Origin of the sequence: Actinoplanes sp. SE50/110, from assembly GCF_900119315.1 — a bacterium.
Taxonomy (GTDB): Bacteria; Actinomycetota; Actinomycetes; order Mycobacteriales; family Micromonosporaceae; genus Actinoplanes.
Genome location: NZ_LT827010.1, coordinates 5,185,393 through 5,209,692, shown reverse-complemented (window position 1 = coordinate 5,209,692; position 24,300 = coordinate 5,185,393). Strand labels below are relative to the sequence as shown.

The 24,300-nt window shown below is 72.0% G+C and carries 22 protein-coding genes and 1 pseudogene; 14 read left to right on the top strand and 9 right to left on the bottom strand.

From position 1 onward, the window contains the following. The first annotated feature begins 14 nt into the window (after nucleotides 1-14). On the top strand, nucleotides 15-494 hold the full coding sequence (locus ACSP50_RS23400; protein WP_014691754.1) for a peroxiredoxin: 480 nt from the start codon (nucleotides 15-17) through the stop codon (nucleotides 492-494). 51 nt (nucleotides 495-545) lie between these two features. On the opposite strand, the gene ACSP50_RS23395 is transcribed toward ACSP50_RS23400, so the two are convergent. Next, nucleotides 546-1,604: an LLM class flavin-dependent oxidoreductase gene (locus ACSP50_RS23395; RefSeq protein ID WP_014691753.1), complete on the bottom strand. Its 1,059-nt coding sequence runs from the start codon at nucleotides 1,602-1,604 to the stop codon at nucleotides 546-548. A gap of 100 nt (nucleotides 1,605-1,704) precedes the next feature. Here ACSP50_RS23395 and ACSP50_RS23390 point away from each other — a divergent pair, with 100 nt between their 5' ends. After that, on the top strand, nucleotides 1,705-2,949 hold the full coding sequence (locus tag ACSP50_RS23390) for a hypothetical protein (RefSeq protein ID WP_043512027.1): 1,245 nt from the start codon (nucleotides 1,705-1,707) through the stop codon (nucleotides 2,947-2,949). Here the strand turns inward: ACSP50_RS23390 and ACSP50_RS23385 are convergent. Continuing rightward, nucleotides 2,926-3,585 (bottom strand): alpha/beta fold hydrolase, encoded by a 660-nt coding sequence (locus tag ACSP50_RS23385; RefSeq protein WP_014691751.1) that lies wholly within the window; start codon nucleotides 3,583-3,585, stop codon nucleotides 2,926-2,928. The two genes, ACSP50_RS23390 and ACSP50_RS23385, sit on opposite strands and share 24 nt — an antisense overlap. 56 nt (nucleotides 3,586-3,641) lie before the next feature. Between ACSP50_RS23385 and ACSP50_RS23380 the strand changes: the two genes are divergently transcribed. Beyond that, entirely contained in the window at nucleotides 3,642-4,694 is a 1,053-nt protein-coding gene (locus ACSP50_RS23380) for a YafY family protein (protein ID WP_043512024.1), read from the top strand. A 20-nt stretch (nucleotides 4,695-4,714) separates the two neighbouring features. On the opposite strand, the gene ACSP50_RS23375 is transcribed toward ACSP50_RS23380, so the two are convergent. After that, nucleotides 4,715-5,263, bottom strand: a complete 549-nt coding sequence (locus tag ACSP50_RS23375; protein ID WP_014691749.1) for a CGNR zinc finger domain-containing protein — start codon at nucleotides 5,261-5,263, stop codon at nucleotides 4,715-4,717. Between the two features lie 70 nt (nucleotides 5,264-5,333). Between ACSP50_RS23375 and ACSP50_RS23370 the strand changes: the two genes are divergently transcribed. From ACSP50_RS23370 to ACSP50_RS23330, 8 genes are all read left to right on the top strand, one after another. Then, the gene (locus ACSP50_RS23370) at nucleotides 5,334-6,308 is read left to right on the top strand and encodes an EamA family transporter (RefSeq protein ID WP_014691748.1); all 975 of its coding nucleotides are present in this window, start codon (nucleotides 5,334-5,336) and stop codon (nucleotides 6,306-6,308) included. A 251-nt stretch (nucleotides 6,309-6,559) separates the two neighbouring features. Beyond that, nucleotides 6,560-7,291 carry a GTP pyrophosphokinase family protein gene (locus ACSP50_RS23365; RefSeq protein WP_014691747.1) on the top strand — a complete coding sequence of 244 codons (732 nt, stop codon included), beginning with the start codon at nucleotides 6,560-6,562 and terminating at the stop codon, nucleotides 7,289-7,291. A 139-nt stretch (nucleotides 7,292-7,430) separates the two neighbouring features. Continuing rightward, the gene (locus ACSP50_RS23360) at nucleotides 7,431-8,144 is read left to right on the top strand and encodes a hypothetical protein (protein ID WP_155123599.1); all 714 of its coding nucleotides are present in this window, start codon (nucleotides 7,431-7,433) and stop codon (nucleotides 8,142-8,144) included. 194 nt (nucleotides 8,145-8,338) lie between these two features. Then, nucleotides 8,339-10,936, top strand: coding sequence for a tetratricopeptide repeat protein (locus tag ACSP50_RS23355; protein ID WP_014691745.1), 2,598 nt, complete (start codon nucleotides 8,339-8,341; stop codon nucleotides 10,934-10,936). A 76-nt stretch (nucleotides 10,937-11,012) separates the two neighbouring features. Then, entirely contained in the window at nucleotides 11,013-11,711 is a 699-nt protein-coding gene (locus tag ACSP50_RS23350; protein WP_014691744.1) for a hypothetical protein, read from the top strand. Next, nucleotides 11,708-12,034 carry a transcriptional regulator gene (locus tag ACSP50_RS23345; RefSeq protein WP_014691743.1) on the top strand — a complete coding sequence of 109 codons (327 nt, stop codon included), beginning with the start codon at nucleotides 11,708-11,710 and terminating at the stop codon, nucleotides 12,032-12,034. The genes ACSP50_RS23350 and ACSP50_RS23345 overlap by 4 nt, the downstream gene beginning before the upstream one ends. A gap of 636 nt (nucleotides 12,035-12,670) precedes the next feature. Next, the gene (locus ACSP50_RS43100; RefSeq protein ID WP_014691742.1) at nucleotides 12,671-12,955 is read left to right on the top strand and encodes a hypothetical protein; all 285 of its coding nucleotides are present in this window, start codon (nucleotides 12,671-12,673) and stop codon (nucleotides 12,953-12,955) included. A 122-nt stretch (nucleotides 12,956-13,077) separates the two neighbouring features. After that, nucleotides 13,078-13,575, top strand: coding sequence for an RICIN domain-containing protein (locus ACSP50_RS23330; protein WP_014691741.1), 498 nt, complete (start codon nucleotides 13,078-13,080; stop codon nucleotides 13,573-13,575). Between the two features lie 479 nt (nucleotides 13,576-14,054). Here the strand turns inward: ACSP50_RS23330 and ACSP50_RS23320 are convergent, their stop codons facing one another. Beyond that, nucleotides 14,055-16,037, bottom strand: coding sequence for a LamG-like jellyroll fold domain-containing protein (locus ACSP50_RS23320; RefSeq protein WP_014691740.1), 1,983 nt, complete (start codon nucleotides 16,035-16,037; stop codon nucleotides 14,055-14,057). Between the two features lie 206 nt (nucleotides 16,038-16,243). Here ACSP50_RS23320 and ACSP50_RS23315 point away from each other — a divergent pair, with 206 nt between their 5' ends. Further along, nucleotides 16,244-19,024: a BTAD domain-containing putative transcriptional regulator gene (locus tag ACSP50_RS23315; RefSeq protein ID WP_043512018.1), complete on the top strand. Its 2,781-nt coding sequence runs from the start codon at nucleotides 16,244-16,246 to the stop codon at nucleotides 19,022-19,024. A gap of 468 nt (nucleotides 19,025-19,492) precedes the next feature. On the opposite strand, the pseudogene ACSP50_RS45140 reads toward ACSP50_RS23315, so the two are convergent. The 4 genes and pseudogenes from ACSP50_RS45140 to ACSP50_RS23295 all read right to left on the bottom strand — a co-directional run. Next, a pseudogene (locus tag ACSP50_RS45140) lies at nucleotides 19,493-19,834 on the bottom strand (DUF402 domain-containing protein); the annotation flags it as partial. Nucleotides 19,835-19,859: 25 nt separating this feature from the next. Beyond that, a complete protein-coding gene (locus tag ACSP50_RS23305) occupies nucleotides 19,860-21,458 on the bottom strand; it encodes a hypothetical protein (RefSeq protein ID WP_231956696.1) in 1,599 nt (532 codons plus the stop codon). 217 nt (nucleotides 21,459-21,675) lie between these two features. Next, the gene (locus ACSP50_RS23300) at nucleotides 21,676-21,915 is read right to left on the bottom strand and encodes a helix-turn-helix transcriptional regulator (RefSeq protein ID WP_014691737.1); all 240 of its coding nucleotides are present in this window, start codon (nucleotides 21,913-21,915) and stop codon (nucleotides 21,676-21,678) included. After that, entirely contained in the window at nucleotides 21,915-22,418 is a 504-nt protein-coding gene (locus tag ACSP50_RS23295; protein ID WP_014691736.1) for a hypothetical protein, read from the bottom strand. Before ACSP50_RS23295 ends, ACSP50_RS23300 begins: the two co-directional genes overlap by 1 nt. 88 nt (nucleotides 22,419-22,506) lie before the next feature. Between ACSP50_RS23295 and ACSP50_RS23290 the strand changes: the two genes are divergently transcribed. Together ACSP50_RS23290 and ACSP50_RS23285 are read left to right on the top strand one after the other, a co-directional pair. Then, nucleotides 22,507-23,307 (top strand): GNAT family N-acetyltransferase, encoded by an 801-nt coding sequence (locus ACSP50_RS23290; protein WP_014691735.1) that lies wholly within the window; start codon nucleotides 22,507-22,509, stop codon nucleotides 23,305-23,307. 9 nt (nucleotides 23,308-23,316) lie between these two features. Next, nucleotides 23,317-23,802 carry a hypothetical protein gene (locus tag ACSP50_RS23285; protein WP_014691734.1) on the top strand — a complete coding sequence of 162 codons (486 nt, stop codon included), beginning with the start codon at nucleotides 23,317-23,319 and terminating at the stop codon, nucleotides 23,800-23,802. A gap of 4 nt (nucleotides 23,803-23,806) precedes the next feature. Here ACSP50_RS23285 and ACSP50_RS23280 read toward each other — a convergent pair whose 3' ends face one another. Then, on the bottom strand, nucleotides 23,807-24,262 hold the full coding sequence (locus tag ACSP50_RS23280; protein WP_014691733.1) for an SRPBCC family protein: 456 nt from the start codon (nucleotides 24,260-24,262) through the stop codon (nucleotides 23,807-23,809). Nucleotides 24,263-24,300 lie beyond the last annotated feature (38 nt).

Below are 24,300 nucleotides of genomic sequence, written 5' to 3'. Positions count from 1 at the left end.
TACCCTTTCGCCGCATGAGCATCGGCAAAGGTGACCTCGCGCCCGACTTCGCACTTGCGGACCAGGACGGGACGCTGCGCAGGCTGACCGATCTGGTCGCCGACGGACCCCTCGTCCTGTTCTTCTACCCGGGCGCGATGACCAAGGGCTGCACCGCGGAGGCATGCCATTTCCGCGACCTGGCCGCCGAGTACCGCGCCGCCGGGGTGCAGCGCGCCGGCATCAGCAGGGACCCGGTGGCCAAGCAGAAACTCTTCGCCGACACCTACACGTTCGACTACCCGCTGCTTTCGGATCCGGAATCAACCACGATTGCGGCGTACGGGGTGAAGCGCAAGCTGAATCTCGGACCTCTCAGCACCAAACGGATGACCTTCGTGATCGGCACCGACCGCCGCATCCTCGACGTCATCCACAGCGAACTCGACATGAACCAGCACGCCGCCGACGCTCTCGCGGTCGCCGTGGCGGCCCGGGCACAGCACGGGTCATAACAGGGGTGGTCAGGGCGTCGGCGCCCCGCTGGAGGCCGGCGCCCGTTCAGGTCACGAGGGCAGCGGGGCGCCCAGCACCGCGGCGGCGGTCAGCCGGACCGACTCCAGACGGTCGGCGATCTGCGTCGACTGGTGGGCGACGATCAGCTCGTCGGCCTGGGCCCGGTCGGCGAACGAGGTCAGATAGGAGCGGACCTCGTCCGGGGTGCCGACCGCCGAGTAGGTCATCATCGCCCCGATCTGCCGCCCGTTCGGCGTGGTCAGGAACTCGTCGATCTCCTCGTCGGTGAAGTCGGTGGAAGCGGTGGAGCCGGCCGCCGAGGGGGCGCCCGCCGGGCCGGTGGAACGGCTGATCAGGCCGCGCACCCGGATCCGCCGGGTGATCGTGAACTGCTCGCGGGCGGACTCCGCGGTCGGTGCGGCGATCACGTTCACGCCGGCGATCACGTACGGCTGCGACAGCTGCGCCGACGGCTGGAACTCGCTGCGGTAGGCGGCGACCGCCTCGTACAGCAGACCCGGCGAGAAATGCGAGGCGAAGGCGTAGGGCAGGCCGTACGCCGCGGCCAGCCGAGCCCCGAACATCGACGAACCCAGAATGTAGAGCGGGACGTGCGTGCCCGCGCCCGGCGTCGCCCGGACCCCCGGCACCCGTGACTCGTCCCCCAGGAAACCCTGCAGCTCCAGCACGTCCTGCGGGAAGCTGTCGGCGGACATCGGGTTGCGCCGCATCGCGCGCATCGTCACCTGGTCGCTGCCCGGCGCCCGGCCCAGCCCCAGGTCGATCCGCCCCGGATGGAGCGAGGCGAGCGTCCCGAACTGCTCGGCGATCGTCAGCGGCGCATGGTTGGGCAGCATGATCCCGCCGGCGCCGAGCCGGATCGTCGACGTCCGCCCGGCCACATGCCCGATCAGCAGGCTGGTCGCACTGGACGCGATCCGTGCCATGTTGTGATGCTCGGCGTACCAGACCCGCTCGTAGCCGGACTCCTCGGCGGCCCGGGCCAGGGCCACCGCATTGTCGAACGCCTGCGCCACGGTCCCACCGGGCGTGATCGGTGCGAGGTCCAGAATCGACAGGCGCGGCTTCGCCGAGAAAGTGCTGGTCATAGGAGAAGGAAACGCCGCCGCCCACCGGCGGTGTTCCCGCCGTGCGGGAGAACACATCGGCGCTCTGCCGGACCCCGGCGGCCGGGCTACGATGGCGCCCGTGTCCGCGCCCCTCGACCGGCACCGCGCCGAACGCCGGCGCCTGCTCGCCGGCATCAGCGACCAGCTGCGCCGGCGCGGCATCCCGTCCTCGTTCGGGCAGCTCACCCCCTACTACGACGGGTACGGCCGGGCGCCGGCCGGGCTGACCGGGCTGGTCGTCGACGAGCCGGACGGCCCGGGCAGCTTGCAGGTCACCGTGGTCACCGCACACCGGGTCGCGGAAGCGTCCGGTGACCCGCTGCGCCGGGCCCGCGACGTCGACCTGGAATACGACCTGAACGGCGAAATCCTCTTCGAGGTGACCACTCTGGATGTCGCGGTCGGCAGTGCCGCCGTCTGGTCGCCACGGCTGCTGACCGGCAGCGAGGAGGCGGTCGTCGACGCGGTCCGGTTGTGGCACGGCTACCGGGACACGCTGCGCGCCACCCCGCCGCTGCCCGACCCGAAACGGCCGGCCCGCCACGCCAGACAGCTCGCCGGGCGCCGCGCAGCCGCCGCCGCCCCGCGGGTCCGGGTCACCGGCGAGGCCGCCGCAACCCCGGATGTGTCCGATCTCGATCACGCCCGGCTGTGCTTCCACTTCCCGCGCGACCGCACCGGGCGGTATTCGCGCCGCGCCGTGGTCGCCCTCGCCGGCTACGACATCACCCTGGGTAAACGGGGCCGGTGGCTGGCCGCCCGGGCGTCCGGCGACGAGCTGACCGTCGGGGTCGAGGCGCTGATCGACGTCAACCAGGACCACCGCTGGGATCAGCTGCCCTGGCTGTGGCGGGCCTCCGCCCGGGACACCCCGGCCACGCTGCGCTGGCAGGCTCCGGACGCCGACCACGTACAACCGATCATCGATCTTCTGCGGCGCCATGAGATCGCCGAGGCGCTCACGCTGTGCGGGGTCGAGGTCGACGAGAGGCTGTCCGCGCTGCTGGCCGGCTACCCGATCAGCTACTCGCAGGCGCGGTACACCGAGACCTGGGTCCACACCCTGTACGACCGACTGGCCGGCTCGGCGCCGTGGCGGTTCGCGGCCGGCTTCCGTGCCTGGCAGCAGGAACGGCGCCGGGCCGGGCGGTCCGACCAGGCCGAGGTCCCGCTGTTCGGCCTCAAAGGCCTCAACCAGCAGTCGAGACCGATGGTGGCGCTGGCCGCCCCGCGCGGGGTGTGCCGGCTGCGGATGATCTGGTCGGCCGGCAACGCCCGATTGCCCCGCGCCCTCTGGGAGCTACCCGCCGACCTCGGCGAGTAGCGCCGCGAGTTCCGTCGGCGCGGAGAACATCGGCCAGTGCCCGCCGGGCAGCTCCCGGTACGTCCACCCGGCGCCGGCCATCAGACCGAACGCCGGCAGGTTCGCCGCCATCTCCCGCAGCCGCGCCGCCGGGAAGGAACAGAGGATTGCCGTACGCGGAATGTCCCGCCACGCCTCGCCGTGCCGCACCGGGCCGGTCGCGGTCGCGGCCGGCTGGGGTCGTCCGCGGTCCCGGACGATCGCCCAGTCGAAGCCGGTCGCGGACGGCGGCGCCTCGGCGGGCACCGGCAGCATCCCGTCGACCGGCACCACCGGCTCGCCGGTGAAGTCGGCCTGCGACATGCCGTCCGGCAGCGGTCCCGCATCCACGTAGACCAGCCGTCGCACGTGGGTGGCACCCTGATCGGCGACCGCGGTGATGACCAGCCCGCCGTAGCTGTGGCCCACGAGCACCACGTCGTCGAGCTTCTCCACCAGGGCGACCAGCTCCGCGATGTGGTCGTCGACCGTCGTCCCCGGTTCCAGGCGGGGCGACACCTGGTGCACCTCGTGGCCGGCCGCCCGCAGCGGCCCGGCGACCGCATCCCACGCCCAGCCGCCCAGATGGAACCCCGGCACCAGCACATATGTCGTCATGGCGGCCACCGTAGGCGCCAATCCGGGCGAAAACCGCCCGGTATATCGTGTGGCCCGTGCCACAGTCACTCGGCAAGGTTCTCGGGCTCCTGGAGCTGCTCCAGGCCGCGCCCGGCGGGGTCACCGTCGGCCACCTCGCCGACCGGCTCCAGGTCGACGAGCGGACCGTCCGGCGGTATGCGGGGCAGCTCGCCGGCCTCGGCATCCCGATCGAGGGCCGGCGGGGGCGGCACGGCGGCTACACGCTGGCGCCCGGCTACCGGCTGCCCCCGCTGATGCTGACCGACGAGGAGGCGCTCGCCGTCCTGCTCGGGCTGCTCGCCGCCCGCCGGGCCGGCCTGACCGTCACCGCGGAGGCGACCGAGACCGCCACCGCCAAGATCCAGCGGGTGTTGCCGCACGCGCTGCGGGCCCGCACCGATGCGCTGCTGGCCACCCTGGACTTCACCGCGACCCGGGCGGTGAACCCGTCGACCCCGGACACCGGCATCCTGCTCACCCTGGCCGCCGCGGCCCGGGACCATCGACCGGTCACGTTCACCTACACCAAGCCGGGAAAGCCGGGCGCGGCGCCGGGCGTCGGGCCGGACGAGCCGGGGGAGCCGGGCGGCGGGCCGGGACAGCCGGGGGAGCCGGGCGTCGGGCCGGGCCAGCCGGGGACTGAGCCGGGCCGCCGCCGCGTCGACCCGTACGGCCTGGTCTTCCACGCCGGGAAGTGGTTTCTGACCGGCCACGACCACGACCGCGGCGCGGTCCGCACCTTCCGCCTCGACCGGGTTGCCGCCCCGGTCCCGCTGGCCGGCACGTTCGCGGTGCCGGCCGGCTTCGACCCGGCCGCCCGGGTCGCCGAGGGTCTGGCCACCGGCGCCTGGCGGCACGAGGTGTCGGTGCTGCTCGACCTGGACCTCGACGAGGCCCGCCGGCGCATCCCGCCCACCGCGGCCACCCTGCACCGCACCACGCACGGCACCCGGATGACGGCCCGCGCCGAGCGCCTCGACGGGATGGCCCGCATGCTGGCCGGCCTCGGCTGCCCCGTCACGGTCGAGACCCCGGACGCGCTGCGCGCCGAGCTGCACCGGATCGCGGCCCGCCTGCGCGACGCCTGACCCGGGCATTCGCCGGCGAATCAGCAGGACCGCCGGGCGCGGAAGGCGACCATGTTCATCCGGTTGCCGCAGCGGACCGTGCAGAAGCGTTTGGAGCCGTTGCGGGACAGGTCGATGAACAGGCCGGTGCAGTCGTCGGCGGCGCACACCCGCAGCCGGTCGGTCTCGTTCATCCGAATCACGTCGATCAGGGCGAGGGCCGCTTCGACGCGCAGGCGTTCGGCGAGCGGCGCGTCGGGCTCGGTGGCGTGCATGTGCCAGTCGGAGCCGTCGTGCCGGGTCAGGTACGGCAGGGCGCGGGCCTCCCGCAGCATCCGGTTGACCACGGCGACGGCCTCGTCGCGGCTCAGCGTCCACACCTCGCGAATCTGGTCGCGGGTATGACGTACCTCGCGCAGTTCCTTCTCGTCGTTGTCGATGCGACCGGAGAAGGTGTTGGTGATCAGGAGGGTGCGCAGGTCGTCGACGGTGGCGAGTTCGTCGTCGCCGGATCGGGACGCGCCGGCCGCGGTGTTGGCGAGGACCACCGCGAACTCCAGCGCCTCCTCGGTGTCAGGGGCAAAGAGCAATTTGACTCCTCACTCAGGCGGGCCTAGCGTCAGGGGCGTTGCCAACTTAGCCCATGACGGGGGAGCCATCGTGAAACTGTCGCCGCAGTCCGCCGGACTGGCCGCGGCGGTGCTCTCCGCCGCCTCCTTCGGCACCTCGGGCGCGTTCATCAAGCCGCTGCTGGAGGCCGGCTGGTCGCCGGCCGCCGCGGTCACCGCGCGGGCCCTGGCCGGCGGCCTTCTGCTGCTGCCGCTGGTGCTGTTCTCGCTGCGGGGAAACTGGGCCGCGGTCTGGCGCGGCCGCGGGCGGATCGCCGCGATGGGCGTCGTCGCGGTGGCGTTCACCCAGCTCACCTACTTCGCCGCGATCCGCCGGGTGCCGGTGTCCACGGCGCTGCTGATCGAATATCTGGCGCCGCTGCTGCTGGTGCTCGGGGCGTGGGCGACGACCCGGCGGCTGCCCCGCCCGGCCGTGCTGCTCGGCTCGGTCCTCGCGATCGGCGGCCTCGTCCTGGTGATCGGGCCGGGGGCGCTGCAGGCGGTCGACCCGGCCGGGCTGCTGCTCGCGCTCGGTGCGGCGGTCGGCTGCGCGGTCTACTTCGTGGTCGCCGCGCGCCCCGCCGACGGTCTGCCGCCGGTCGCCCTGGCCGGGCTCGGCCTGCTGCTGGGCGGCGTGATCCTCGGCGTGGTTGGGGCGACCGGCGTGGTCCCGATGGCCGTGGCGACCGGGCCGGTGGCGCTGCTCGGCACGTCCACGCCGTGGTGGCTGCCGCTCGGGGTGGTCGCCCTGTTCGGCACCGCCATCGCGTACGGCGCGGGGATCTTCGGCGGCAGCCGCCTCGGGTCCCGGCTCGCCTCGTTCGTCGGCCTCCTCGAGGTGGTCTTCGCCTCGATCCTGGCGTGGATCGTGGTCGGCGAGCGCCTCACCCCGCTGCAGATGCTCGGCGGCGTGCTGATCCTGGCCGGCATCGCCGCCATCCCCGCCGAGCCGGCCGTTCCCGTCGTCGCCGCTGATCGGGCCGGCGTCTCCGGCCCGAAGGTGGCGCGCAGCGGCGCCCCCCGGTAGTCGTCCTTCACGATGCGCCCGGACGTCCGGGCCGGGTTGAACGGGTGGTGAAGACGGGCGCGAGAGTTCGCCGCACCATGCCGCCGCATTCCTCGGAACCATCGGCGGGCTTCGTCTCCTGCCACGCCTCGGGGGGCTGACGTCCCGGTGGCTGGTGCCCCGGGCCGGGCGCGGGTCGGCTACCGTGCTGGCGGAAGTGCCGATGAGTGGCGCGGGAGTGCCGCCGGTCGCACCGAGGAGATGCAGGCATCGTGACCACCGCGCAACCCGAGCCGGCCGTGCCCGGCGCGGATCGCCAGGTCGCCCGGCTCCAGCCGGCCGGGTCGTCGTTCGGCGGCTTCGGCTTCGCGCACGCCGAGCCCGAAGTGCTGCACGACGTGATGGCCGAGATCAACAAGTTCCTGATGGTGTACAAGTTCGGCCTGGCCGAGATCGGCACGAAGATCAACATCCTGGCCGAGGAGCTGGCCCACCGCGGTCGCGGCAACCCGATCGAGCACGTCACCCCGCGGCTCAAGACGATGGCCAGCATCACCGCCAAGGCCCGCCGGATCGAGTGCCCGCTCACCGTCGACGACCTGCGCGCCCGGATCCGCGACATCGCCGGCATCCGGATCGTCTGCGGCTTCGTCCCCGACGTCTACACCGTCGCCCGGATGCTCACCCGCCAGCCCGACGTGCACCTGGTCACCACCAAGGACTACATCGCCCAGCCGAAGGCGAACGGCTACCGCAGCCTGCACCTGATCGTCGAGATCCCGGTCTTCCTCTCCGACCAGGTGGTCGCCGTCCCGGTCGAGGTGCAGCTGCGCACCGTCGCGATGGACTTCTGGGCCAGCCTGGAACACAAGATCTACTACAAGCACGACGCGGACGTGCCCGCCGCACTCCGCGCCGAGCTGGCCGCCGCCGCCGAGGACGCGGCCCGCCTCGACCAGCGCATGGAGCGGCTGCACCAGGAGATCCACGGCCCGCGCCACTGAGGCTTCGCGGTGGCACTTCCGGCCCGTACGGGGGCACCGGGTGAGAGCTGCCATGCCGGCGCTCCGCCGCGATCCGCCCTGGTCGGCGGAATCACAGGTATTGCGACAGATCAGGAAAAAGGTGCGGCACGCTGTGGTGATGACAGTGCGGAGATGCGCAGCTTCAACGATCTGTTCCGCCGTAGCGGTGCTGGCCGCCGGATCGCCGGCCGCGGCCAGCGGCCCCCCGGCCCTCGCCGGCGACCCGTACCACGGCAAGTGCGGCCGCGACTCCTACGGCGTCAACACCACGGTCATCACCGACCACGGCCACCTGCACCTGACCGACCCCGCCACCGGCAACGAGATCGGCGACGCCTACTTCTTCTACACGCCCAGCTGCCACGGCTTCTTCGTCACGAGCCTGACCCGCGGCGACAGGTACTACACCAGATCGACCGTGTGGGCGAGGGACCGCACCGGCCCGGTCGCCGGCTTCTCGTCGTTGTATCCGGGCAACGGCATCGCCTGGACATACGTGCTGGGCAACATGGCCGGCCACGCCGCGTGCGCCGAAATCGCCGTGACCACGCCGCACGGCCGACCCGTCACCACGATCGACCTCGGCTGCACCGCGGTCATCCAGGACCACCGCACCGTCGGTGTTCCCGTCTGGGCCCTCCCGCCCGGACGAAGCGATGCGCCGGAATCCTTCTCCGCCCGCACTCTGGCCGAGGGGGCCCGGGGATCCCGGCGGTGCAGCGCGGGATCCGCCGGGACGCCGGTCAGTTGCCTGCGGTCAGGTAGTCGAGTAACCAGCCGGTCAGAGCGCGGGCAATGCCGGCCAGGACACCGGAGATCACGGCGAGGCTGATCCGGGTGCGATGCTGCGCGGGGTCGCTGGGGTGCTGCGGTGCTGGGATCATCGGACGCTCCCTGGTGTCGGACGAGGCGCAGCCGGCGTCGGCTGCGTGTCCAAACTCGGGCCCCCCTTCGGGGGTGGATTCCGGTGTCGACGGCTGCCGACCGGTGCGCGCAGGCGGCCCGGCGCGGCACTATGGATCGGCGATGGATGCCGACGGGTCCCGACCAGAAGTCCGCCGTGCCAGGCCGGTGGAACGCGTCGCCCTGCCGCCCGGGCCGATCCGCGACCTGCGGGAGATGCTCTACCGGCTGTACGCGGAGGCGGACTGTCCCCGGATCGACCGGTTGGCCGAGGCGATTCTCGCGGACGACGCGCTACCGGGATCGCCGCGCAAAGACCTGATCATCAAGATCATCAGCGGTGATGGGCTGGCGTCGCAGCAAGACACCGTCACGGTTGCCGTGACGCTGGCCCGAGAGGCGGGCCGCGACGACACCGCGCCGGTGGCCGAGCAGGTCCGGCAGCTGTGGATCACCGCCCGGACCGCGCCGGCGCGCAGCGACGACAGCGTGGTACGGGTCGGGCGGGTGCCCAGGCCGGCGGCCTGGTTCCAGGACAGATACGCCCACCACGCTCTGCTCCGGGCGGCCCGGGCCGGCCGCAGTGTGGTGCTGACCCAGGTGCTGTCCGGTCTCGGCGGGGTCGGCAAGACACAGCTGGCCGCCCAGTTCGCCCGCAGCCTGGATGCGGCCGGCGAGCTGGATGTGCTTGCCTGGATCACCGCGGCCAATCGGCAGGCGCTCGTCGCGGGTTACGCCGACACCGCCCACGCCCTGCGGTTGTGCGGCCCGGAAACCGAGCCCACCGCGGCCGCTGACCGGCTGCTGTCCTGGCTGGAACACACCAGCCGACGCTGCCTGATCGTGCTCGACAACCTGGACAGCCCGGCCGACGCGACCGGCCTGTGGCCGCCGGACAACCCGCGTGGCCGCACGCTCGTCACCACCCGACGCCGGGACGCGATCCTGCACACCGACAATCGCACCATGGTCCCCGTCGGCCTGTTCACCCCGCCCGAGGCCGCTGACTATCTCACTCAGGCCACCGGCACCACCGAGCCGCGCTCCGCGGTCGACTCCCTCGCCGCCGACCTCGGCCTGCTCCCGCTGGCCCTGGCACAGGCCGCCGCGTACATCCGTGACCACGGGATCGACTGCGCCACCTACCGGCAACGGTTGCGTGAGCACGGCCTCACCGCGAGATTGCTTCCGCCCGATGACGGCCTACCGGATGATCATCGCACCATCGTCGCGGCCATCTGGGACGTCTCCATCACCGCCGCCGACAACCATCGGCCCCGCGGCCTGGCTCGCCCCCTCCTGGAGGTTGCGGCGCTGCTCGACCCCAACGGCATCCCCGACGCCCTGTTCACCACCACCGCGATCACCGCCCACCTGGGCCGGGCCGGGATCACCGCGCCGGACCCACCGGCGATCATCGACGGGCTTCACAACCTGCACCGGCTCCACCTGATCACCCATGACGTTGACACCCACGCCGTCGGCATCCACGCGCTCGTCCAGCACGCCACCCGTGACCGGTGCACCCCCGCCCGGCTCGCTCCCCTCGCCCGCGCTGCCGCCGACGCCCTTCTCGAAATCTGGCCCGGCGTCGACCGTGACCCCGTCCACACCCAGACACTGCACGCCAACACCACCGCCCTACGAACGGCCACCGGCGACGCCCTGTTCACCCCTCAAGTACACAGGCTGCTGTTTCAGGCCGCCCGCCGGCTCGGAAACACCGGGCAGGTCGCCGCTGCCGTCATCGCCGCCGAACAGCTGCTCACTTCCTGTCTGCGGATATTGGGCCCCGATCACCCGGACACCCTGGCCAGCCGGCACAACCTCGCCTGGTGGCGGGGTGAGGCCGGCGACCGGGCCGGCGCCGCCACCGCATACGAACAGCTGCTCACCGACCAACTACGGATATTGGGCCCCGATCACCCGGGCACCCTGGCGACCCGGCACAACCTCGCCTGGCGGCGGGGCGAGGCCGGCGACCCCCATGCCGCCGAACGGCTGCTCGCCGACCCGTCGCCGGTGCTCGGCGCGCCGACCGCGGCCGGCCCTCGCAGCCTCGCCTGGCGGCGGGGCGAGGGCGGCGACCCCGTCGGTGCCGTCACCGCCTACGAACAGCTCCTCGCCGACAGGCTGCGGGTCCTCGGCCCTGACCACCCCGACACCCTGATCACCCGGCATGGCCTCGCCTGGTGGCGGGGCGAGGCCGGCGACCCGGCCGGGGCTGTCACCGCCTACGAGGAACTGCTCAGCGACCGGCTGCGGGTCCTCGGCCCCGACCATTTGGACACCCTGGCTACCCGGCACAACCTCGCGCAGTGGCGGGGCGAGGCCGGCGACCCGGTCGGCGCCGCCGCGGCCACCGAACACCTCCTCACCGATCAGCTGCGGGTCGTCGGCCCCGACCATCCCCACGCGCTGGCCAGCCGCTACAACCTCGCCCAGTGGCGGGGTGAGTCGGGCGACCCGGCCGGCGCCGTCACCGCGTACGAGCAACTGCTCGCCGACCAACTGCGGGTCTTGGGTCCCGACCACCCCGACACGCTGATCACCCGCTATCACCTTGCCCACTGGCGGGGTGAGGCCGGCGATCCCATCGGCGCCGCTGCGGCGACCGAGCACCTGCTCGCCGATCAGCTTCGGGTTCTCGGCCCCGACCATCCCCACACCCTGGCCACCCGTCACCGCCTTGCCCGCTGGCGTGACCGAAGGCCGGATTGAGGAGAACGCGCACCGCTGTGGAAGAAAGTTCACTGAGGTACTAGCGCCAATCGGTTTGTAATGGAAACCTATTGGCATGACAGCTGAACCGGTACCCGCCGGCGGGGATGCCCGCCGGCTCCTCGACGATGTGAAGTCGCTCGCCCATCAGGTGCGGGTGCATCAGCGGCTCACCTGGATAGCGCTGCTGATCCTCGGCCTGGTCACGATGGTGTCCATCCCGTTCGACTACTACGGCATGATCGTGCACTGCGTGGCGTCCGGTGACGGCCAGGCGTGCAGGTTCGAGCGGCGCGGCATGCTGCTCTACTGGCCGCCGGCGCTCCTGCTGGCCTATGCGGCGATCGCGGTGAGTTACGTGCGGGCCGCCCGGGAGCGCGGGCTCGGCGCGCGGGTCATGCCGTACGTGGTGACCGGTGTTGCCCTCGTCGTTGCGTTCCTGACCTCGTGGGTGCTGTTCCGGGTCTACCTGAACGGGCACCCGCTGCCCGACCCGCCGCACCCGATGCCGTGGGCGCTGCTGTTCCTCGACCGTCTGATCTCACCGTGGGGCACCATCGGCATCGCACTGCTGGTCCTGGCCCGGCTCGAACGCAACCTGCCGCTGCTGGGGTTCACCCTGGTCTACCTGGCGGTCACGCTGATCCCGATCGACTTCGGCTGGCACATGAACAGCGACACCCGCACCGTGTGGATCCCGCAGCAGGTGATCGACGGCATGCTGTTGCTGCTCGGCTCCGCCGGGTTCGCGTGGGTCGCCCGGAGGCAGCGGTGACCGCCGCCGCGGAGACTCCGGAACATCCGGTCAACGGCCTCGACGACATCGTCCACCAGCGGGTCAGGCTCGGCATCCTGACCATCGCCCACGAGGCCCGCCGGGTCGAGTTCGGCTACCTGCGCGCCCAGTTGCAGCTCACTGCCGGCAACCTGTCGCAGCACCTCGGCGTCCTCGAGACGGCGGGCCTGGTCGACGTCGAGAAAGGCTATGAGGGCAAACGCGGGCGTACGTGGGTGACCCTCACCGCCGCGGGCAGCGCCGCCCTGGCCGCCGAGATCGGCCGGCTCAAGCAGCTCATCGCCCGGGTGGAGCAGCGATGACCACGCGACGGTCGCTGCTGACCGCCCTGGCCGCGGCCCCGTTCCCCGGCGACGTCCCACGGTTCCCGCGGCTCACCCTGCCGGCGCCGACCGGACCGTTGCCGATCGGTACCGTCGCACTGCACCTGGTCGACCCGGCCGGCGGCCGCGAGATGATGGCCGGCGTCTGGTATCCGGCCCGGGACATCCGCCGCTACCCGGTCTTCCCGTGGATGTCCGATCCGGCGTGGCGCGCGCTGCTCCGACTGGTCGACCTGGAGGCGCCGGTCCGGGCGCCGCTGACCGCCACCCGCCGCGGCGCGCCGGTGCTGGGGGAGCGGCTGCCGGTGATCCTGTATTCGCACGGCAACGACAGCTGCCGGGCCGAGACCACGATCACCGTGCAGGAGCTGGCCAGCCACGGCTATGCGGTGGTCACCGTCGACCACACCGGGAACGGGGTCAGCGAGTTCCCGGACGGCCGGATCACCCTGCCCACCGACGACGACTTCACGCCGTGGGACGTCCCGGCCGGTGGCCCTGGTGACCGGAGTGGGCACACGGTCGGTATCGGCGTCGGCATCGCCAACCGGCTGGATGTCCGACGAGATCGGCACCGGCCTGGCCCGAGGGCCACAACAGCGCCATCATCGTCGGATGACGACGCGACCTCCCACGCTGCGCGACGCCCTGAGAAGCTGCGTCCACACCGGCGAGAAGATCGGTTTCACGCTGCTCGACGGCCGCCAGTTTCTCGGCTGGGCCGCCGATGTCGACGGCGACCGGGTGCTGCTCAGCTGGGCGCCGAGCCCGATGTTCGCCATGTCGACCGACGATGCCCAGTGGAACCCGGACGACGAGTGGGTGCCGCTGAGCGCGATCGCCGCCGACACCGCGGCCCGCTACGACGAGGCGTCGCGGCGTTGGAGGCCGTGCTGCTGACCCGCGGTGTCCGCCCAATAGCAGAATGACAGGTGCGGGTCGCCTGGGCGCGCGTTCATCGCCGCACTTTCCAGACAGGCTGCTACTCTCCTGGTAAATCTGTTACGGGGGGTTTGTGGCTGATGAGGAAAATTGCGGGCTCCGCCGCGGCGATCACCGTTTTGTTGGCCGGAACGCCGGCGAACGCAACACCTATCGATCCATATTACACGCTCATCAACGCGAACAGCGGAAAATGTCTTTCGATTGGCGCCTCCAACACGACCAGTGGAGCGGCTGCCATTCAATGGAGCTGCTGGGGCGGCGATGATCAGCGCTGGTACCTGCGCAAATCCACCGCTGGAACAGTTCGACTGGTCAACGTCAACAGCGGCAAATGCCTGGCCATCGGCGCCTCGAACATGTCCGACGGTGCAACGGCGATCCAGTGGGATTGTATCAACATCGATGACCAGCGTTGGTATCTGCGTGACGCCCAAGGCGCGAAGAAACTGGTGGCCCGGCACAGCAGGAAATGCCTTTCGGTGGGCGCCTCAAGTACGGCTGACGGAGCGACCGCTATTCAGTGGAGGTGCGGGGACGGCGACGATCAGCGCTGGTACATGAACTATCACGCTTAGTTGGTCCAGCAGAGGCGAAACGAACCGCGACGGAGCGCCGGGATCGCTGTTCGCGGCCCCTTGTCGACAGATCCGTCCGACCTTGAGTCGCTGAGCCGGGAGTTTGCCGGAACAGCTCCGGCCGCCCTGGGTGAGGCATGGGCGGATCCGGCGGTGGCCAGCCGGTCGATCGTCTCGACGGGCATGAGGAAAGCGCCGGGCATGAGGAAAGCGACGGGCACGAGGAAAGCGATGTGCCACGTCTCGTCCTCCTGGCCGATCAATGCCGGGACCGTGGCGGCGGAGTTGACGCACCAGTGAACCGGGACGTCACCGGCGTCGCCGATCTGCAGCGATCTGCGGGCAGGGTCGGCGCGGCGGTCGGCTGTCGTGGCGTACGCCGCAATAGGGCGTCGCGGTCTTGAGGCCGGCGATGAAGACGCGGCTCTGATCGCGGTGGGCCCCCGGCCGCGCCGACGGCGCGGCCGGAAGCGTCGCGGTCAGGAGGAGGTCGCCACGAAGTGGCAGACCGGGGCGGTGGCGGACACGTTCGTACCGTCGGAGGCGCGGACGTACCAGCCGTACGAGTGGCCGTCGAGCAGGGCCGGCACCGGCACCGAGACGGTGCCCGTGCCGGTCACGAAGTCGCTGGCCGAGCCCGGGCCGCCCAGGTAGATCGGCTGCGGCTGGTGGGGGTCGGTGTTGTCCCAGAGGGAGAAGTCGGCCCGGACCGCGGCCGTCGGATCGTCGTCCTTGACGACGGCGGTCAGCCGTGGGGTCAGCGACGGCACCTTGCCGTAACCACCGTTCTGGTGACAGCCGGGGTCGCCGGTGCCGGTCGCCGGGACGGTGACCGTGCCGGTCGGCACGGCGGGCAGCATGGTCTGCGCGGCGCGCAGCTTGGTGATCTCGGTGCTGCTCAGCGCGTACGGGAAGAGCTGCAGGTCGTCGAGGCCGCCCCGATACCCGTCGCCGACGGTGATCGGGGTGCCGCTCGGGACGCGTCTGGTGTGCGTCGCGGTGCCGGCCAGGGTGCCGTTGACGTACAGACCCATCGTGCCGGCGACCGCGTCGTAGGTGGCCGCCAGGTGTGTCCAGACACCGGTCTGCGCGGGGGCGGTGACCTGGTCGGACGCGGCGCCCTCGGCGTCGGCCGTGACCATCGCGAACCGCCATCTGCCGCCGGTGTAGGACAGGTCGATCGGCCGGCCGTTGTTGTCCGCCTGGTTGAGCAGCGAGCCGGCGGCGGTCGCCGCGTCCGGTTTCGCCCACACCGAGACGGTGAGCGCGCGGCGGGTGTCGAACTTGTTGACGGTGCCGTCGACGCCGCTGGTGACCGTTCCCGAGCCGGCGAAGCGCAGCGAATGGACCCGCTCGGCGGAGCGGGTGACATCGTCCGACAGCGTGCCGGACAGCCCGTTGATCGAGCCGTCCGCCGTGGCGGCACCGCTGGTCTCGTCGAACTTCCAGGTCAGCGACTGCCCGCGGGTGAACGCGACGAGCGGCGCATGGTCCGACAGGCCCGCCGGGTCGTCCGCGGCCGCGACGTTGGCGTCGGTGTCGGCGAACTCGGTGAGCGAGTCGCAGTAGGCGAAGCCGGAGGTGGCGAAGACGTAGTCGAGCTTCTGCCGGGAGACCGTCGGCGCGGCGTCCTCGCTGTTGAAATGCGTCATCTCGTTGACCGCGTCGCCGGGCGAGTAGGCCTGCTGGTCACATTCCGGGTACGTGTCGAACAGCGGCCGGATCGGTGAGGTCGCGGCCGAGCCCTGCATGGTGTTGAAGTCGCCGCCGAGCACCGGCAGGGCGACGGCAGCGATCTTCTGCTTCAGCGACGCGGTCTCGCGGGCGTACTCCGGGTCGGTGGTGTGCAGCAGGTGGGTCACGCACGGCGTGTTCTGCCAGCCGTCGACCCGCACGCAGAGCAGGTTCGAGGTGCGTTTCTCGTCGGCGTCCGGGTAGTAGCTCGGGTCGCCGGCGACCAGCAGCGGCGTGACCGTGGACGAGGTGATCGTGCCCCGGACCGCGATCACCTCGCCGATCGTGCCGACCAGGTCGCCGCCGCGGCAGTCGGATCGGCCGTCCGGGCGGGCCACGACCGCGGTGCGATAGGTCCAGCCGGAGCCGAGCGCGGCCATCAGCGGTGACAGGTCGTTGCGGTCACCGCCGCGGCCGGCGGCCTCGTCCGGATAGCAGACCTCCTCCAGCATGACCACGTTGAGATCGCGCTCGCGGATGATGGTCTCGATGGCGGCGGCCTTGGCCTGCGGCCGGGACCGCCACGGACAGTACGAGGAACTGCCGCGGCTCCCGCCGGCCTCCCCGCAGATGTTCCAGGTCAGCATGCGGACGGTCTCGCGCTGGTAGCCCAGCCCGTCGGGTGCGGTGGCCGCGGCCTGCACCGCCGGCCGCGGCGGTGGCTGCTGCGTGACGGCGAGCCGGACACCCACGACGGTGCTCAGCACGGCAGCGGTCACGCCCACCATGGACAGTAGTCTTCGCAAAACGTTCCCCCGTTTCGATGGCACTCGATGGCGATCGTATAGACGGGGTGACGGCCGAACGACGGTGCCCGGACGCCCGGATGTCGGCCGCCCCCGTGGCTGCCGACATCCGGCGGCGTCCATGGTGCAGTGCCGCGCTTGGCAAAACCTTGGCGGGCCGCTGGCGGAGTCCTCCTAGACTTCGGCTCGTGGACTTCCAGCTACTCGGTGCGGTGCGCGCTGTCCACAATGGGCAAACCGTGCCCCTCGGCCGGAAGCAGGAACGGTGCGCGCTGGCCGTCCTGGCGCTCGACGCCGGGCGGCCCGTCCCCGTCGCCCGCATCGCGGACCTGCTGTGGCACGGCGACCCGCCGCACCGGGCCCGCGGCGCCATCCAGGCGATGATCTCCCATCTGCGGGCCGCGTTCCGGGCCGTCGACCCGGAGCATCACTACATCGTCGGCGGGGAGGCGGGATACCTCCTCGACGTCGCGCCGCAGGCCGTCGACATCAACCGGTTCACCGCCCTGGTCAGCCGGGGCCGGGCAACCGACGTGACGGAGACCCGGGCGGACATCCTGGCCCAGGCGATGGCCCTGTGGCGCGGCCCGCTGCTCGGCGACATCGCGGACGACGTGCTGCGGGCCCGGCTCAGCCCGGACATCGACGAACTGCACCTGCAGGCGCGGGAGGACTGGCTCGCGGCCCGGCTTGAGCTCGGTGACCACGACGAGGTGACCGCCCGGCTCAAACGCCTGGTCGACGAGCATCCGCTGCGCGAGCGCGCCCGCCGGTTGCTGATGCTGTCGCTGTACCGCGGCGGCCGGCGTCAGGAAGCACTCGCCGTGTACCGCGACACCCGCACGGTGTTCGTCGAGGAACTGGGCCTGGAACCCGGACCGGAGATGCAGCACCTGCACCGGACCGTCCTGTCGGCGGAGGCGGCCACGCCCGGTCTCACCGTCGCCGACGCCCCGGTCGCGCCCGCCGAGTTGCCGGCCGACCTCGCCACCTTCGTCGGCCGCGAGCCCCAGGTGGCCCAACTCGACGAGGTGCTCACGGCCGTCGGCCGGCCGTCCGCGCCCGCGGTGATCGCGACCATCAGCGGCAGCGGCGGAGTGGGCAAGACGTCGCTGGCCGTGCACTGGGCGCAGCGGGTGCGACCACATTTCCCCGACGGGCAGCTGTTCGTCAACCTCCGCGGCTTCGACGCCTCCGCGGCACCGATGAGCGTGGAGGACGCGCTGCGCGGGCTCCTGCACTCCCTCGGGATGCGCCCGGACCGGATCCCGCCGGCGACCGACCGGCAGGCGGCGCTGTATCGCAGCCTGCTCGCCGGCAAGCGGATGCTGGTCGTGTTGGACAATGCCCGGGACGCCGAACAGGTCCGGCCGCTGCTGCCCGGCGCCCCCGGCTGCCTGGTGATCGTGACCAGCCGCAACCAGCTCCCGGGCCTGGTGGCCACCGACGGCGCGACACCCGTTGCGCTGGGCCTGCTCGGGCATGCCGAGGGCCGTCGGCTGCTGCGGCGGCGGCTCGGCGGCGACCGGATCGACGCCGACACCGGCGCCCTCGACCGGATCGTCGACCGGTGTGCCGGGCTGCCCCTCGCGCTGGCGGTCGTGGCCGCCCGGATGTCCCAGAGCCGCCGGCTCACCCTCGGCGACCTGGCCGCGGAGCTGGCCGAGTCACGGACCGCGCTGGACACCCTGGGAACCGGGGACCGGGCGAGTGACCTGCGCTCGGTGTTCGCCTGGTCCTACCAGGCGCTCAGCCGGCCCGCGGCCCGCCTGTTCCGCCTGCTGGGGCTGCACCCCGGCCCGGACGTCTCGGTGCACGCCGCCGCCGCCCTCGCCGACCTCCCGATCGGCCAGGCCCGCCGGATCCTCGCCGAACTGACCCGCGCCAACCTGCTGTCGGAGCCCACCTACGGCCGGTTCGCCGCGCACGACCTTCTCTGGGCGTACGCGGTGGGACTCGCCGAATCCGGCGAACCGCCGCAGGAGCGCCGAGCAGCCCGGCTGCGGCTGCTGGAGCACTACGCCGCGATGACCCTGCACGCGGCCGAGTTGCTCCTGCCCGGCCGGGTCGGATCGATTCCGCTGGTCGCGCCGCAGCGTACCGCCGCTGAGCAGGTCGACGACCTGAAGGACGCGGTGGCCTGGTTCACGGCCGAAAGCCCGGTGCTGCTGCGGCTGGTGCCGGCCGCGCTGTCGACCGGCCACCACCGGCAGGCCTGGCTGCTGGCCTGGGGATTGCGCGACTACCTCGACCACCGGCGGCAGTGGGACCTCCAGATCACCGTGCAGCAGGCCGGCCTGGCCGCGGCCGTGCACCTCGGCGACTGGACCGCGCAGGCCCACGCCCACCGCAACCTGGGCCGCGCGTTCACCGAGCAGGGCCGGATCGACGACGCGCGGCACGCCTACCGGCAGGCGTTCACCGCATTCGCCGCAGCGCGGGACCACCACGGTCAGGCCAGCGTCCACATGTCCATGGGGCTGCTCGCCCAACGGCATCGGCAACCCCATCAGTCGCTGCACCACTACCTGGCGGCCCTGAAGGCCTTCGAGCAGATCGGCGACCCGTCGGGCCAGGCGAACGCGATGAACAACGTCGCCTCCGGCTACCTCGAACTCGACCAGCACGACCAGGCGTTGGAGTACGGTCTGCGGGCGCTGGACCTCGCCCACACCACCAGCGCGTGGGCCCAGGCCGCCATCCTGAACACGGTCGGCTCCATCTGGCGCCGGCACGGAAAACACCATCGGGCGGTCGAGTGCTACAGCCGCTGCGTGGCGCTGATCCGCAGCGTCGGCGACCGATTCCACGAGGCCGTGGCCCTTTGCGACCTGGCCGACGCCTGCGCCGCCGCGGGCGACGAGACGTCGGCGGCGCAGGCCCGGACCCAAGCTTTGGAGATCGTCGGGCACCTCAGCGAATCGGACGCCGCGGTGATCCGCACCCGGCTGAATGGCGGCTCGCCTTGACGGTTCGCGGTATGGTGCGTCGATATGGGGGCAATCAAACCGTGGCACCTGTTCCTGTGCCTGATCGTGGTACTGCTGATCGCCGGCGTGGTGGTGGCCGTGGTCAGTGCGGGACGGAGAAAGTAGCACCCCCTCGGCTGTGCTGACGGCGGGTGCGCAGCAAGCCTGACCTCTTCTGTCGCCCGCCGTGGCCGTCGGCTCGGAGTGGCTCCGATCGCACAGCGGCTTCCTCGTCGCCCGTCCCGCCGCCGGCATCCGGCTCGTCTCACTGCGGGTCGAGCAACATGTGCCATCCGCGTCGAATCCAGGGTTCGGCCCCTGCCGCAGGGCATCCGCACAGCGTTCAGCCGTGGCCCGGGCAAGGTCCGCGTCGTCGGCGCTCATCCAGCCGTGGCGACGGGCCTGCTCATACTCGTCCCAGTCCTCGATGTCGACACGCCCGCCAGGCCGGTGCAGGACCGGGTCCAACTCGAGATCGACATATCGCCAGCCCGCATCGGTCCTCTCCGGCGGACGGCAGACGTCGATCTCCAGCCGCTGATCGGCAGGATCGTCAATCCACCAGGCCACCCAGGGACGGTCCACCGTCAGCAACACCACCACCGGCACGGACAGGGTGCCGCCGTCATGCGGCGCCCCCCACGGCGAACCGGCCGGCCCTCGCAGCCACGTACCGTCACTGTCCTGCCCGGCCTTCTGAAGGTCGTACCAGAAGACGCCACCAGGACGCTTGATCTTGTTGAGACGGACGCCGTCGGTGGCCACCTGGATCTTCACGGACGCACCGTAGACCGGGTGCCCAGCCACCATGGGCGTGGTCGAGCGGATCCGAGTCTCACCGCGTCAATGCCTCCGTGGTGGGGGTGGTGTGGAGCCAGGTGGCGAGTCTGTCCACGGTGTCGGGCCGGAGGGCCGGCGCGGCGTGGTGGAGCAGGGCGGTGAGTTCGGTGCGCTCGCGGGTCGTGATGACCAGCTCGGGTGTTGCGCCGGCGCGCCAGGCCGATGCGGTGGCGTCGCGGGCGAGGCGCGTGACGTCGGCTCGGGCCCGCGCGGCAAGCTTCGGGTCCGGATCAGCTGCGGCGATGAGTCCGGCTCGCAGGCATGTTGCGACGGTCCCTGCGGTGAGCAGGCGGTAGCCGCCGCGGCGCTGGGCGGTCCCGGCGTCGGTGAGCAGCTGCCAGAGAAGGTCCGCGTCGACCAGCTTCACTATCGGCCGCAACGCGACGACTGCTTCGCGGATCACCTGCGCGGACGGATCGTGCAGCAGCGGTATGACCCGTGCGGCCTCGGTCGCGTCGAGCTGACGCAAAGCCCGTACCGCCGCGGCGCGGATCTTCGCCTCCGGATGGTTCAGGAGGGGGTGGAGCAGCGCCGATTCCCGCGCCGGGGCGGCCTCGGCGAAACCGGCGATCGCCGGTGGCGTCGGTGCGTCGAGCACGGCGGAGCGGTACCACGCGACGGCGTCGACGCCGGCACGGCGGGCCGCGTCGCGTGCCAACGCCCGTGCCAGCGGTGCCGGATCGGCGAGGTGCGACGCCACGTCGGCGTCATTGCCGGTGCGGATCAGTCCGGTCAGCGCCAAGGACCGCACCTCTGGCCGGCGGCTTCGGGCCAGTCGGTGCAATGCGGTCAGGCGGCGCCGCCAGACGGCATCGCGGCAGGCCGCCTCGGCAGCGCGAGCCCGTACCGGCGCGTCCGGGCCCGACTCGGCAAGGTCTAGCAGTTCCGGTGGGGAGAGCAAGCCCCCGTCGAGGGCGAGGTGGCAGGCGAAGCGCCGGGAGGCGAGGGGGGATGACGCCATCAGAAGCCGCCGGTCGGTGGGCGATGCGGCCGAGAAGGCGGCCTTCACCTGGGTCACGACGAACGCACCACGGCAGCGTTGGTCGATCGCTGTCGTCACCGGCAGCACGGCGCCCAGATACCTGGCCGGATCGTCGGCGAGCAGCAATGCCAGACCGGCACGGGCCCGGTCACGCACTGAGCGAACCCAGTCACCGGTCCGCAACACCAGCAACGGCATCAGTTCCACCGACGGTGTGGCCAGCATCGCGGTAACCGCCCGCTCGCGGACCCGTCCGTCACCATGAGTGCTGGCCAGTGCCACCGCGAGCGGAGCCTCGTACGCGCCGGCTATCGCCCGGGTGACCACCCGTTCAGCCGGCGATGCCGGAAGCGGCTGGCGCCACCACGCGCGCCGTGCGTTCTCATCCAGCCGCACCACGACGCGCGGCCACCCGGCGAGGACCGCCAGCGCCGCGCAGCCCGACTCCCGGTCACCGGTGGCGGCAACCTCCGCGAGCAACGTCGTGAGATGGCCGACCGGTTCCCACCCGCCACGAGCGGCTTCCGCAACGGCCGCCCGCACCGGATCGGCCGCCGGTGGATCCGCCGGCGCAGGAACAGACTTCCGGTCTCGCCACCACGACTTGATCACCGCGTCATCGTGCCCCAGCCGCGACGAACGCACCGCATGATTTCACCCGCACTCGCAGCCTGCGCCGTACTCACCAGGCGGCAGAGACCCGCCGGCATCCGCTTCTGCCGCCGATGGTGCCCGGCGGTGACCCTGCACGTACGGCCTCGACCGAAGTGCGCCGCTTCAGATCCTGGCTCTCCCCGTGGGAGCAGGGCATTCAGGTGGCAGGTGACGATCAGGTGTCGCCCCACAGGGCTTCGACGGTGACGCCCAGCGCTTGGGCGATCTTGATGGCCAGGTAGACCGACGGGGCGTAGTCGCCGGTCTCCATCGCGATGATGGTCTGCCGGCTCACCTTCACCTCCGCCGAAAGTCCCTGCTGGGTGAGTCCTGCCTCGCGGCGCGCCAGGCGGATGCGGGCGCCGGCCGCGCCGTCGGTCGCCGCGGCGCGGACCGGGCCGGACGGTGGTGCCATCAGTCCTCGTCCTCATCGGCGGCGAGTGCCTCGGCGGCGGCGAGTGCCTGCCGCCGTCGCGCCCTGCCCAGCATCAGGAGGCATAGCATGGCGCCGAACCCGCTGCCGACGATCGCACCGATCCAGGCGTCACCCGCGGGATCGAAGGCATACATCGCGCCGACGACGAACACGGCGTACGGAGTCACGCTCAGCGTCGCGATCAGGGTCCGTTTCGCACTCCAGCCGCGCGGATCGACGCCCGCCTTGCGCCGAGCCACATAGGCGGAACAGAGCACCATCGGCGCCCAGAGCAGGAACAGGACGACCGCGAGGGGCAGCACGGCCGGCCGGCCGAGCGGCCACACCATGATGCCGGCCGCCCAGGGGATGAGGATCGAGTGCAGCGTGGCGGCGGTGACGATCCCCTCGTAGGAGCGGTAGCGCTCGCGTTCGTCGCCGTACAGCTGGCCGTCGATGTCGAGGTTCCACCGCACGACGCGGTCAACCAGTGAAGCCGTCATACCGCCATCATCATGTTAAGTCCTCTTGACGTCAAGAGGACTTAACATGGGCCCGCGGGCGAGGGGCCCGGCATGACATCGTGTCGCCATGGTCGACACCGATGCGCTGCTGGCCGCCTACGACGCTCACATGCGGTTTCCGACCGGCGCCGTCCCGGCCGGGATGAGACACGAGTACGACGGGGTGCTCCTGCGGATCGTCGGCGGGCATGTCGGGCGCATCCGGGCGCCGCGCGACGTCGGTGTCACCGGCGCCGGGCTCGACCGCCTGATCGCCCGTCAACGGGACTACTTCCGGGCCCGCGGTGAAGGCGTCGAATGGAAGGTTCGCTCCCACGACCGGCCCGCAGATCTTCCGGAACGCCTGGTGGCAGCCGGGTTCGTGGCGGGGGAGCCGGCATCGGTGCTGATCGGCTCCGCCGAGGAGATGGCCGGCGATCCGGTCCTGCCGGACGGTGTCGTGCTGCGCCGGATCAGCGCGGCCGGGGACCTGCGCCGGATGGCCGAGCTGCAGAGCGAGGTGCTGGGCGAGGACTGCTCCTGGGTGGCCGCCCATCTCGCCGCCCGGGTGTCAGCCGATCCCGATCAGCTCACCATCCTGGCCGCCGAAGCCGGTGGCCGGTTCGTCTGCACCGCCCTGGTGGAGTACTGCCCGGGCACCGACTTCGGGGCACTGCTCGGCGGCGCGACCCTGCCGGACTGGCAGGGGCGGGGGCTGTACCGGGCCATGATCGCCGCTCGGGCGCGGGAGGCCGTCGCCCGCGGATTCCGGCTGCTGCATGTCGACGCATCCGCGGCCAGCGCGCCCATCCTGCGTCGGTGCGGCTTCCACGAGATCGCCGTCTCCCGGCACTACCAGTGGACGCCGGAACACCCGGAAGCATCGTAGGATCGATGAATGGACGAGGCTTCGTGGTACGGCCCGCCGCGGGACGTCCTGGGCCGGACGGTGCCGGTCCAGCAATTCGTGGTCCGGACCGGGCACGTGGTCGTCGCGGTGCCGCACCTGGTCGCGTTCCGCGAGGGCTGCCTCATCGTGCTGCTGGTGACCGTGCGCCGCGGGGGGCTCCCGATGGCGGCCTGGGACAACCGGCTGGGCGGTCACCGCGCCGGAATGCCCGACCCGGAGGGCCTGACCTGCGAGATTCACCTTCGCGGCGGTACGTCGGAGCCTTCCCGGCTCGTCGAAGCCGGCGCCGAGTCGTCCAGCGACGACCGGGAGTACCGCGGCGAGCTGAGATTCTGGCTGCGGCCGCTCCCGCCCCCGGCGCCGTTCGACCTGGTCGTCGCCGGGCCGGGCATGGGTGTCGACCGGAGCGTCGTCACGCTCGACGGCGGGGCGGTCGTCCGGGCGGCCGCCCGCGCCGCGCCGTTCTGGACCTGACCGGTCACGCCTGCGCGGCGGCGCGGAGCCGGGCCAGGGTCTCGGTCATGGTGCGGCGGTTGTGGGCGTCGCGGTCGGTGATGCCCAGCGCCGCGATGCCGAACAATTTGAGGGCCGGGCCCCGGCGGTCGGTGTAGGTCTCGGTCACCTCGCAGCCGCCGTCGACCGGGCGGAACGTGTACGTCCACCGCGCCACGGCGAGGAAACCGGCGCCGACCACGTCGAAGCTGAACTCGCGACCGCGGTCGGCCGCCACCACGGTGCACACGGTGCGCCACCGGCGGCCGCGGTGGGCGTTGGCGCCGGTGAACCGGGCCCCCACGCGCGGGCCGGGCGGTTCGGTGAGCCAGCGGCACCGGGTCGTCTCCGGGCTCCACTGGCCCATCCGGGTGATGTCGGCGACGAGATCCCAGACTGCCTCGGGGGCCGCCGCGATGCGGGTGGTGACGGTGACGGGCATGCCGCCATCCTGCCCTACCCCGGCCGGCCCGCGGGTGG

Bases quoted from the DNA above. Each gene is read 5' to 3' on its own strand.
- ACSP50_RS23320 (WP_014691740.1), bottom strand. From the start codon at position 16,037: ATGGTGGGCGTGACCGCTGCCGTGCTGAGCACCGTCGTGGGTGTCCGG.
- ACSP50_RS23395 (WP_014691753.1), bottom strand. From the start codon at position 1,604: ATGACCAGCACTTTCTCGGCGAAGCCGCGCCTGTCGATTCTGGACCTC.
- ACSP50_RS23280 (WP_014691733.1), bottom strand. From the start codon at position 24,262: ATGCCCGTCACCGTCACCACCCGCATCGCGGCGGCCCCCGAGGCAGTC.
- ACSP50_RS23285 (WP_014691734.1), top strand. From the start codon at position 23,317: ATGGACGAGGCTTCGTGGTACGGCCCGCCGCGGGACGTCCTGGGCCGG.
- ACSP50_RS23360 (WP_155123599.1), top strand. From the start codon at position 7,431: ATGACAGTGCGGAGATGCGCAGCTTCAACGATCTGTTCCGCCGTAGCG.
- ACSP50_RS23290 (WP_014691735.1), top strand. From the start codon at position 22,507: ATGGTCGACACCGATGCGCTGCTGGCCGCCTACGACGCTCACATGCGG.
- ACSP50_RS43100 (WP_014691742.1), top strand. From the start codon at position 12,671: ATGACGACGCGACCTCCCACGCTGCGCGACGCCCTGAGAAGCTGCGTC.
- ACSP50_RS23295 (WP_014691736.1), bottom strand. From the start codon at position 22,418: ATGACGGCTTCACTGGTTGACCGCGTCGTGCGGTGGAACCTCGACATC.
- ACSP50_RS23355 (WP_014691745.1), top strand. From the start codon at position 8,339: ATGGATGCCGACGGGTCCCGACCAGAAGTCCGCCGTGCCAGGCCGGTG.
- ACSP50_RS23385 (WP_014691751.1), bottom strand. From the start codon at position 3,585: ATGACGACATATGTGCTGGTGCCGGGGTTCCATCTGGGCGGCTGGGCG.
- ACSP50_RS23330 (WP_014691741.1), top strand. From the start codon at position 13,078: ATGAGGAAAATTGCGGGCTCCGCCGCGGCGATCACCGTTTTGTTGGCC.
- ACSP50_RS23350 (WP_014691744.1), top strand. From the start codon at position 11,013: ATGACAGCTGAACCGGTACCCGCCGGCGGGGATGCCCGCCGGCTCCTC.
- ACSP50_RS23400 (WP_014691754.1), top strand. From the start codon at position 15: ATGAGCATCGGCAAAGGTGACCTCGCGCCCGACTTCGCACTTGCGGAC.
- ACSP50_RS23300 (WP_014691737.1), bottom strand. From the start codon at position 21,915: ATGGCACCACCGTCCGGCCCGGTCCGCGCCGCGGCGACCGACGGCGCG.